This is a genomic window from Paraburkholderia sp. NMBU_R16 (assembly GCF_013282575.1).
GTDB lineage: Bacteria > Pseudomonadota > Gammaproteobacteria > Burkholderiales > Burkholderiaceae > Trinickia.
In genome coordinates, this window is record NZ_JAAAYE010000093.1 from 1 (window position 1) to 10,555 (window position 10,555).

A 10,555-nucleotide genomic window follows, 5' to 3' on the forward strand; every position below is an offset into this window, starting at 1 on the left:
GAATTCCATTGCCGCCCAGCTCTCCGTTGATCGTGCCATTCGCGTGCCGCGCAAAAAGCAAGAGTAAACGGCAAGTCGCGACAGTTTACAAGCCGCTCACGCGGACTTGTGTGTAATGAAATGGGCTAAACGCCCTAAAAGGCCGCGCCGCATCACATGAGGACCCAACAACCGACGACCGGCAGCCATCGAGCTGGCATCGAGCGCTCAACACATAATCGGATATCAGGCGGAAGGTCAGGGCCTTCATGCGCGGAAGCTCTGCATCGAGGCGCGGTCATCGCTCGACGCGAGCCGTCGCATTTGATCTTACTAGTAGCGTTGCATGCCGGACATTGTATGTCGTCCCCCTTGGGCGCGACATCTTGGCCTTCGACCTGAATCGTGGTTGGCTTAGCGAGCACCGTTGCGTTTGCCGTAGCCTTGTCGTCTTTGAGTCTCAGGAACCGTTGCATGCCTTGAACTCGCGATCAGTCGACTTTTGTCGGCGCGGCACATTTCAACGCGTCCGCTGGCAAGTGGAGGCTGTCTAGGACGCGTCTTGCATCGGAGTCCTTGATCGATATCGCGCTTGCCGCCTTTGTCAAGCTGGTCGATGCTTCCGGAGCATAGCAGAACGAGCGGTTTAGTGCATCGTAAACAAACACGCGCCAAACCGTGGATTTGAGCCGATTCGCATAAATTGTCGGGTAGATAACCAATGGCGACGTTCCGCTGTTGTCCCGGTCCACGATCAACGGCCGCTCGAATCCGATACACTTGTCATCCTGCACGGCATCGAGCGATATCGGAGTCATTTTTATCGGCGTTACGTAGTCACTGTCATTCTTATAGATCAGCACATCACAATGCCCCGAGCGCAGCGGATGATTGTCCGCGTTTCCGTTGAGAACCGGCAGCAGCCATGCCTTTGTTTCCCCTGATTCGAAGGACACGATACCCACGGATTTCACATCAAAGGCTTGATCGCCTCCTCTGTTAGTATAGACGACGCTAATCGACCGTTCGATCAGATCGGTGATCTCCAGCTTGTCGTGCTTTACGTTGGGACCGATGGCCCAGCAGGCCGAAGTGAAAGTTACAAGCGCTGTGGCGGTGAACCAAGCAATTCGATATTTCATGGCGAGGTTAAGTCTGGTTAGGGTCGTTGAGGTGTATAGTCCACCGTGACTGCAGATGTGACGCTGCCGTGATGCGGATTGAACGTTTCAGTCCTCGTCTCGCTCGTATCGTCGCTCAAGAAGCGCGCAACGTAGTGAGCGTAGCCCTGACGCTCAAAGTAGCCGAAGCCTCCGCCGTTAACAAGCACCGAAACACGTCCGATGGTCTGCTCCGTAACCCCGCGGTCGCAAACGCTGTTGATATCGTAGGCACCGTCGTGGTGCTTTGACACCCAGTAGTATCCGCCGCTATCAGCGGCATTGTATGGGTCCGATGCGATGATGTCTGGATCGTAGCGAGGGTACCACCGCTTCTCGGTTCCATGATCGGCGGGATTGGCCCAATAGTGCAGTGATGTCTGCGTAATGCGCGAGTCCGAATAGACGCCAGATGTATTGTCGGCTAGTGCACCCGCAGTACGGAAATCGCGGTACTCGTCGTAATTGCCGGCCCATGTGAGCTGCATGGAACCGCGACCGAAGAAAGCCTGATAGTACTGCATTGCCGGGGTTGGCCAATGTCCGTGACTATTCTTGTGCCCGCGGCCAAGCTCCCGCATGGTGTCGATGCGCGCTGTCTCGATGAACGTTTGCGCAAGGTAATGCGTCTGCCGGTTCGGTGTCACGAGACCGTACTTGCGAAACGCCTGATTGAACGCTCGCACGTAGGGCGTCCAGCGCGAAACCGAGGTGCCCCACGCAATATTCACGTGGTCCTGACGCGATGGCATCCCCACATACGAAGAGCGCGGAAGCAATTGCGCAATTTCATTGAGCGAGCGCCAACCACAGCGGCGCATGTGCTGAATAAAGCCGAACGGATGGAAATGCCACACCTGTGGATCGGTTAGCCCGGTGTGTATCCAGTCGGCTGGTTGTCCCCAAAATTGAAGTTTCCGGAAAAACGCGAGTTGTTTGTCGTAATCGACGTCTTTACCGTAAAAAGGGCCATCGACACCGTCCCCCAGTCCGTCCTTTTGCTTGAGGCGTGCGTAACGCTGCTCATTGTCGGAGCCGTCCCATTCTGTGCGGAACCGGCAGACCAGATGGCGTAGCCGCTCACGTATCAACGCATTTTCTGGCGCAGAAACAAATGTTGAAAAATCCTGCGTTGCCGCATCACCGGTGTCACCTGGTTTGATAGCTAACCTCATGAGTGTCTGCAAGCTCGGTACATCGCAGATGCCATCGGCAGAGAAAGCGCCATCAGACTCTGCGATCTTTTGCCAACCGAGCCATGAGGGGAAATCCGCATCGGATAGTTTCTTAATACCATCGGCTGCGAGATCGACGTATCCGGTTTTGCCTGTGTCCCAAGTAATCAGAGTATGCAGGTGCTTATCCGCTACAGCAAGTAGCTGCTTATCTGGGCCAATCGCACGGCCAAAGCGCAGCATCTCGTAACCCGCACTAGGGCAACTTCGGTAAAGCTTTTTGGCAAGCGGATACAGCGCATATTCAAAGCTCTTGTCTACCGTACCCTGGGGGCTTGTCAACAACGTCGGAGCAAGCGTGCCACCATTATCGCGCCATACAGTCGTGAATTTGTCGCCGTTGCGATACCCAATGCGCACGAAGAGGCGTGCGCCCGTCGTCCCGGCCTGGCCGGTGGGAAATACGTGCCCAGCTATTTTGTGGTGCGCGTCGGCGTGTGGTGCCGAGGAGAGAACAGACGCACCCGCGGGGACTACGAAGTAACTATCGCCCCAAACACCTACTTTGCCACTCGCAGTTCCCTGCGCATCCACGACGGTACTGAGGCTATCAACAAAGAACTCGTTTAAGTCCGAATCCGTGGTGAAAATCTCAAAGTGAATCATACGCTGACCACCGGCGCTTAGGCCGGGAAATCCGAGAATGTCCTTCCGGTAAACCTTGGTCTCTCCATCGACTCTAATGCTTTCTGCATCTGAACCGTCACCGGTAGCGCTTCGTAGTGGCAAAGGACGCGCCGCATGCTGCCGACCTTCACTTCGCACTTCGGCATCGTTCATCAAATGCATATACAGCGAGTAGAAAACAACTTTGTTACAACCTTCCCCCTGTTCAGCCTCCGCAGTTTCGGTCTCGTGACGCAGCAGCACGAAACTGTTATCAACGCCTGTTTCCGCAGGACTTTCCTGCGGAGAAACCTTTCCGGATGCCATACGATAGGCCACAAGCGTACCATCCGCGATTGCGCGCACCGGCTCGTGGTTGCCCGGATCGCACAAATGAATTCCGCCATGCCATACGGATTGAAGGCTGGCGGGATAAACACCCGAGTTGAGCATTTCAAGACTGAGTATGCGCGCCTCCCAAGCTTCGTCATTTTCCGATGCCTGCCGAGGCGGGAGAAAGGGGTAACTAATTAGCATATTGGTATATGTAGGTGAGACACCGAGCTCATTCCGAGAACGGCCAGCGGAGGCTAGGGAGCGATTGCGGAAAGTCAGGGTACGCATATGGCATCTGCGCCGGCCCGGCAAACGAATGCTGCGTCCCCTTGATATCGATTTTTCCCGGCGCATGAATCTCAATATTGCCATCCTTGATCCGGATATAGGCTCCGCCCGATGTCAGCAGGATTTCCTGCTTCGCCGCCGCTTCGATGTTCTCCGTCGCCGACACGACCTTTACCGTCTTCTCAGCAGTGAGTTCGATATTGTCAGAGTGAGCTTGTAGTTCGACCTTACCCTTAGCCGCAAACAGCTTCATCCCCGCGTTCTGCGCGAACAAGCTGATCTTGTCGAGCACGCTCGCTAGCAACGATTTGCCTGCCGTAACCGACAAATTGCGGCCAGCCGTGAGTGCAACATGCTTACCACCGCTGACATGTACAGTCGCAGGCGTCGTCGCTTGCAGCCCGCCTGCAGCAGCAAGCAACAGATGCGGTTCATTTAACTCGGGAAACGAGCCATCGCCGCGCCTGCTCGTGCTGCCCTTAATGCCATCAACCTGCGACTGTAAGGCGTCCGCCACGGTGCTTTGGTCGCCGCCGCTATTCTGCGCCTTATGCCGCTGGGCGACTTCGCCCAAATCCCTATGCAACGTCTGCGCTTCCGCGAGACGTGACGCTGGCTCATTCACATCTGAGACGTGCGAGCGACCCGACGGCCGCGCCTCGGTACTGACCAACATACCTCTGCCAGACCGAATCGCCCCGACAGCATCGGTGCGCAGTTCAAACCCCTCCCCGCGCGCATCCTGCCTACCCTGCCAGTCATCGATGCGCGTGATGCTCCCAAGCGATAACTGGCTAGCAGCGTGGTCGCTGCGTAGTTGCGCCTGGATGGCCTGGGCGGTATCGTCCAGAATCAAGTGATTGCTGCGTCCCCCGCCCCGGTTGCCCGCATCGCCCACCAATTCACGGCTGCGAATGCCCGTCAACGCGCGCTGATGAGGCAACTGCCACGCCGACACGTTGTCGGCGCCTTGTATCCTGCCTGTGACGATAGGATGGTCAGGATTACCATCCAGCCACATTACGACCACCTCAGAGCCGATCCGTGGCAACGCCGTCATGCCTTGATTGCCTCCCGCCCAGCCGCTGGAGACGCGGACCCACGTAGTGTATTTGCCCTCCCGGTCCCAGTGAAACTGCACCAGGCAGCGACCGTACTCGTCCGTGTAAAGGCTTTCGCCCTCCGGTCCCACCACCGTCGCGGTCTGCGGCGCCAGGATGCGCGTCTCGACGCTGTTGTACCCGCGCATCGGCCTCCAGGGAGTGCTTTTGCTCACGCACGTAAACTGATTGCGGTATGTCGCCTCGGCGCCTACACCTTGCAGATAATTGTTCGTCGCGACGTGACGCGCCGAGACAATCAGATACTCATCGTCGTAATGGTTGTCGCTGAGCGCTCGCCCACGGTAGTCGGTCAGCCGAAACCAGCGCCCCGGCATTACGAAGCGGTTATTGCCCTGTGCCTCGTACCGCCGTGCGAGCGCCTCGATCGCTTCGATGCGCAGATCAGTCAGCCGCTGCCCGTCATCCGTGTTGCGATGTCCGTACGAGCCGGCATATGTGTACCATTCGAGCTTCTGGCCGCCACGGGTCTTCCAGTCGTCCGTCCGCGAATCGACAAAACCACCGGTGCGCGCGTTCAGGTCAAGCGCCTTGAAGTCTGTGCGCGACTCCGCGACGTGCGTAGACGTGGTTTGCTGAATTGGCGACCACGATGCAACGCCGTCCGCCTCCTGCGAGCCGGCCTCACTCTGGTAGGGAATCTCGGGGCTCGGGCCGTCGATCGCCGGCTCATTTCGCGTCGGATCGGACACGATCAGCTTGTGTTCCTTCGCCGTGTGCTCGTACCAGTAGCAAAAACCCAAGCGCTCCCATCGCCGATGAAGGTAGTTATGGTCGTGTTCGTCGAACTGGCACGCCATCGTCATCGGCGCATCGGCCTCGTTCACCTGCCAGTCCCACACCGGCAACGCGCCGTAGTCCTCGAAGACGGTAGCCGTTTGACCACGGATCGTCTGCTCAAGGAACAGCCGGTTGTTTTTACGGAACGTGAGGTACCGCAGCCAGGGGCCTACGTCCGCTTCGTAAAAGACAATGCCGCCATCGGTTCGCACGAGCCGGAACGAAAAGATGTAGCCATTGAAGTACCGGAAACTTCCGTCGTCGCGCAACAGTTGCACCGAAATCAGTTTGCCGACGAAATCCCTCGGATCGAGCTCAGCGTTGTCCGACAGGATTTCGACAGTAAACCTGAAATCACGCGACAGGCACTCCTCGCCTTCCAGACGGTTCGCCAATAGGATGTCGTGCGGGGCATCGTCCTCTGGAAACAATAGCGTCAACAGCCGCTTGTTTTGCATCCCCGTGGCGATCTTCCAGAGATCGTGAACAGACAAGTTGGTATTCATTATCGAGTCCGACGAATGAGCCGGCATTCAGAATTTGCGCGATTTTACACAGACTTTGCGGACAGAAAAACACGCGGGCGTGCACTTAGCATTCGTTAACATTTCACGGAAATTATTGCCGAGCCTTTTCGAATTTAAGTAAATATTGCGCGCGCCCAAGGCTTTAGCTGTCTACAGTAGCGCGGCGACGCCTCTCACCGGTTCCCCGCGCCATAAAACCGCGCCACTCGTGGCGAGAATGCGCAATTGGATGAAATTGTTGGCGCTTGCATAGGGCGCAAAGAAACGCTCCATGACCCCAGCGAAGATGGCGATGCTGTTCGCAACGAACAATTGCTCATCGATTTCCAGGGTGATTTCAAGCCCGCGCACCAAAGCGGGCTGCAGCGTTCTTGCAACTAGTGTCATGACGAGCCGCTGTCGCAGGCCCGTTATGCCATCGATATGTCGTGCCTGCGGCGGCGACAGTACGGCGAATTGCTGGAGAATCTGCTTGAGGGCGGGCAGGCCGGCCCGATCGAGTTGAATGGCATGTCGCGCGTGCTGCGCGATCAGTTTCCACAATGCCCCGTTGGTACGGGAAAGCCGCCCGACCGCTGTCGGGGCATGGAGCAGCGCGATCTTTGTCGTCGCTGGTGCCTTGCCCTCCATCCGCATGTCCCCTTCAGCAGCGCCAAAGCTCAAAGAACCCGGTAGATCGCCATTGGTACAGGTCGCGTCGACGCGCAGCGAACCAATACCGGCCTCGCCTCCGAGAAGACCGCCAGCGCCGACCAGTCGCAGCGCAGCCGGTCGGCCAGCATCGGAGGACGCGGGGCGGCTGCGTTGCACAAGTGTCCACCTGGGCTGTGAACTGCTCGCATGCGCGGTGATGAGCGAAGCTGATGAGTCCAACGGTGTACCCTGCCTCGTGCAAACCCGATCGACCGACCACACCTCGGTGAGCGCTTCGTTCCTACCCTGTACCGGAATCGGCCACGCACCGCTATTCCGATCCGGCTTGAGCGATAGGCCCTCCTTTCGGAACAAATTCACGACGGGGGTGCAGAACAGTTTGAGGTGTTCGTCGGAAAAATGGGCCAGCAGTTGGGTGGTCGCCGCACTCTGCGGCTGTCCCGCGATGACTAGGTGAAGCGTGAGTTCGTCGCCAGGCGCCGCGGTACACAGTGAGGCAAAATCGATGTCGACGAAATGGAAACGCCCGGCAAATGCGAAATACTCGCCAAGTAGGCCAAATGGTTGACCGGGCTCCTTCGCGTCCGTGAAAAGCCAATCCTGCTGTCCGAAGCCCACCATGTTCACGGGTCGGCCCGCGAGGCGTGTCCAGCGCCCTTCGCTGTCTTCCACATAAGCCTCTGCCGTGCGCAGTAGCATCGTGTCCATCAATGCGGCCACCATCGCCGGCCGACCGGCAAGATGGACCCGTAGCGTCGCGGGCGTGGCGACATCGAGCCGGCCACCGATCTTGGCCGCAGAGAAGGTTATTGACAATACGCCGACAGTGTCTGGCGGCAGCGTCACACTGGCCGGTGCAACCGGCGTAAGCGCGTACCGCGCTCGCGGGATTCGTAAAGGCGCGAGCACGACGTCATGCGCGGTTCTGAAAGCGCACCGGTCGCCCCGGGTCCACAAGCGAGTGCCGCGCACAATCCGCACCGATTCATTCAAACTATCGAACGCCTCTTCGATGTCGAACTGCGCGATCGCGCATGATGGGAAAGGCCTCACGTACTGCGGATACGTCCGCTGGATCAGCGCTTCCGATAACTCCGGATAATCATCGTCGATTTTTGCGCTATGGCGGGCGTGGAGCAACGCTGTCGACTGGACCAGACGTTCGACGCCCGGATCATCCGAACGTCCGTCGCTGTTGATCGACAGGCGCGCGGCCGCCTCCGGGTTTCGCTGCGAGAAGGCTCGCAGGCCGCGCCGCAGAACCTCGAGTTCGTTCTCGTAGTGGTGCCGCAGCAGGTCGTCATCGTTGTCGTCGTAGCTTGTAGTCATCGGCCAAGGCCTCCTTTGATTACGCGAGCACCAAATCGCTGCTGCGAGGCTTGCATCTCACGATCTCTTCGCCCCTTTCCTTCGACACGATGGTCAATTGCACGAAGCTGTTCAGTTGAACGCAGTTGCCAAGAAACGTATTTATCGCGTTCACGAATGTCGCGATGCTGGCCCCGACGAAATAGCGTTCGTCGATGGTCAAGCGCAATTCAACGCCCCGCACCGACGTCGCGAACGGGTTACCCGGCAGCTCGATTTCGGCATCCCGCAATTCGATGTCAACGATTCCTTGAATATGCCGGGCCGACACCGCGGACTGTTGCACGTCGTAAAGAATCAATGCTGCCTTGAGCGCGGCAACATCCATGTCGGCAAGCGGTACCTCATCCAGGGCAAGGTGCGATGCAAGCCGCAGATGCAAGTCGTGGTCATGCGTGAAGCGCAGCGTCCGCGTCGGCCGCCGCAACATGGCGATACGGAACACCGTGCCGTCCGCTACCTCGTCGTGCATGAACAGGTCGCCGCCCTCGAGCCCGACCGCGAGCCTCGACGGCAGGTCCCGGTTCGTGCAAGTCAACTCGAGGCTCAGCGTATCCGTTTGCGCAGCCGACAAATCGATATCGACATCGACCACCGAAATCTCCGTTTCATAGCCCGGGCTCGCCAGAGCGACTTTCTCATCTCTGCGAGCGAACCAGTAATGACCGGACCGCTCTTCGTCCCCATAGCGCAGCGAGTAAAACGGGCGAAGCTCAATGAGCTGGTCGCGATTGGGCGTCTGGCGCACAAGGCGTACGGAATCAATCGAGTAGATGTCATAAGCCGCTGCGTGGCTCGCATCGGCTATAACCGGATACCTTACCGCCGTGTGAGATACGCGAACCGGCTCCCCGTGCTGCGAGAACACGTTGACGACCGGCGTAGCGAACAGCGTCAAATGCGACAGCGACAATGTCTCCAGCAATCGTGCCGCGTGCGGATTGCCGTGGCCTTCCTTGAGCACGACATGAAGGGTTACGCTCCGGCAAGGTCCCGCCATCTCGAGCATGGCACTGAGATCGACATCGACGAAATTGAACTTCTCATGAAAGCCGAAATATTCGGCTACCGTCCGGTACGCGGGGTGCGACCGCATCGGATAGTCGAGTAGCGCCTCTTCTTCGTCAAACCCGGCCTGTGCAATCGGCACTGCCCGGAGCGGTCTCCAACGGCCGCTGCTGTCCGTCTCCACGTAGCTCGCCAGCGCATGAATGAGCATACCGTCGGCGAGAGCCGAAATGAATGAGGGTTCGCCGTTCAGGTGGACGCGGACATGACGCTGATCGAGTGCACGCAAGCCGGTTACGGGTGCTCTCGATTCGAACGTAATGGACACGATTCCCGCTGCGTGGAGCGGTAGAACGACTGGCGCCGCTGAGATCGGCAGATAACATGCCTTACCGATCGCGAGTGGCGCAATCGTCACATCGTAGGCGGTTTTGAACCGGCACTGAACACCGTCGATCGACCGGCTACGCAATTCAGTGCCGCGCGCAAGCGTGTAAGCGCGCCCTCCTGCATCAGCCGACGCAGGGATGAACTGAGCGATGGAACACGCCGGGAACGGCCGGAGGTAATGCGGATGCAGGACTTCGAACAGCGCCTCGATGAGCTGCGGATAGTCGTCCTCAAGCTTCTTGCCAATTCTTGCGCTCAGTAGCGCGCTTGCACCGATCATCTGCTCGATGTGCGGGTCGTCGCCATGCTCGGCGACCGGTTCCAGCCGGCCCGCGATCTTTGGATAGCGCTGCGCAAAATCCTTGGCGTAGTGCCGCAAGTGCAATAACTCTCGCTCGTAATGCGGTAACAACTCGTCCATCTATTTTCAAACCCCGTGTATGTGTCGCCCCCGAGCTCCCATGCTCACTCACGGTCTCTTTGTCCGTGCATGCGTGACCGAGTATTGCAGCGTCGACGGCTGCAGCATGGCGTCGAAATTGACGGGTTCCTCCGCCGGATGCACGACCAGTAGCGCCTGTATTGCAAAGCACAGCATATTCGTCGACTGAGCATTGAGTTCCAACTTCACTTGGACCTGCTTCAACCTTCGCTCGTGCCGCTCGATCGCCCGTTGAATCGAATCGCAAATCGTCTTGCGGTCGTCATGGCTCGCGAGACTGAGCCCCGCGAAATCGTCCAGACCGTAGGTCAGCACCGAGCGCCGGCACTCGGGGAATCGTGCAAGGCGCTTGTCCGTGAACACGATCCGCGCATTCAGAAGTGACTCGATATGCCGGGCGACGGAGCGCTTCAACTCGTCCAGTGACAACTGCCGTACAACAGACGCAGGTTGGTGCGAATCGTTACCGAACAGCTTATCAAGCAGCCCTGGTTCAAATCGGTTCATCAGGTCGTCAACTCGCAAAGAAGCTGCAGTGCCGCGCGTCAAACAAGATGAGAGCAGCGCGTCAATCAGGATGAGAGTACTGGCGTGGCGGCAGCGGTGAAGGGCGTAGCCCGGAACCGCTGCCGCCACGCCGCGCCGAGCAGTCCCCCGTCAT

At 58.2% G+C, this 10,555-nt stretch carries 6 protein-coding genes; all 6 read right to left on the minus strand.

Annotated elements, in window-relative coordinates; all coding sequences use genetic code 11:
* Window positions 1–470: 470 nt before the first annotated feature.
* The gene (locus GWC77_RS25845) at window positions 471–1,121 is read right to left on the minus strand and encodes a hypothetical protein (RefSeq protein ID WP_173261702.1); all 651 of its coding nucleotides are present in this window, start codon (window positions 1,119–1,121) and stop codon (window positions 471–473) included.
* A 17-nt stretch (window positions 1,122–1,138) separates the two neighbouring features.
* Window positions 1,139–3,604 carry a hypothetical protein gene (locus GWC77_RS25850; RefSeq protein WP_173261705.1) on the minus strand — a complete coding sequence of 822 codons (2,466 nt, stop codon included), beginning with the start codon at window positions 3,602–3,604 and terminating at the stop codon, window positions 1,139–1,141.
* Window positions 3,546–6,011, minus strand: a complete 2,466-nt coding sequence (locus tag GWC77_RS25855) for a type VI secretion system Vgr family protein (RefSeq protein ID WP_217283412.1) — start codon at window positions 6,009–6,011, stop codon at window positions 3,546–3,548. The genes GWC77_RS25850 and GWC77_RS25855 overlap by 59 nt, the downstream gene beginning before the upstream one ends.
* 171 nt (window positions 6,012–6,182) lie before the next feature.
* Window positions 6,183–8,015 carry a type VI secretion system baseplate subunit TssF gene (gene tssF / locus GWC77_RS25860; RefSeq protein WP_173261709.1) on the minus strand — a complete coding sequence of 611 codons (1,833 nt, stop codon included), beginning with the start codon at window positions 8,013–8,015 and terminating at the stop codon, window positions 6,183–6,185.
* A gap of 19 nt (window positions 8,016–8,034) precedes the next feature.
* On the minus strand, window positions 8,035–9,873 hold the full coding sequence (gene tssF, locus GWC77_RS25865) for a type VI secretion system baseplate subunit TssF (RefSeq protein WP_173261712.1): 1,839 nt from the start codon (window positions 9,871–9,873) through the stop codon (window positions 8,035–8,037).
* 48 nt (window positions 9,874–9,921) lie between these two features.
* Window positions 9,922–10,401: a type VI secretion system baseplate subunit TssE gene (tssE, locus tag GWC77_RS25870; RefSeq protein ID WP_173261718.1), complete on the minus strand. Its 480-nt coding sequence runs from the start codon at window positions 10,399–10,401 to the stop codon at window positions 9,922–9,924.
* Between the last annotated feature and the right edge of the window lie 154 nt (window positions 10,402–10,555).

Bases quoted from the DNA above. Each gene is read 5' to 3' on its own strand.
- GWC77_RS25845 (WP_173261702.1), bottom strand. From the start codon at position 1,121: ATGAAATATCGAATTGCTTGGTTCACCGCCACAGCGCTTGTAACTTTC.
- GWC77_RS25850 (WP_173261705.1), bottom strand. From the start codon at position 3,604: ATGCGTACCCTGACTTTCCGCAATCGCTCCCTAGCCTCCGCTGGCCGT.
- GWC77_RS25855 (WP_217283412.1), bottom strand. From the start codon at position 6,011: ATGAATACCAACTTGTCTGTTCACGATCTCTGGAAGATCGCCACGGGG.
- tssF (WP_173261709.1), bottom strand. From the start codon at position 8,015: ATGACTACAAGCTACGACGACAACGATGACGACCTGCTGCGGCACCAC.
- tssF (WP_173261712.1), bottom strand. From the start codon at position 9,873: ATGGACGAGTTGTTACCGCATTACGAGCGAGAGTTATTGCACTTGCGG.
- tssE (WP_173261718.1), bottom strand. From the start codon at position 10,401: ATGAACCGATTTGAACCAGGGCTGCTTGATAAGCTGTTCGGTAACGAT.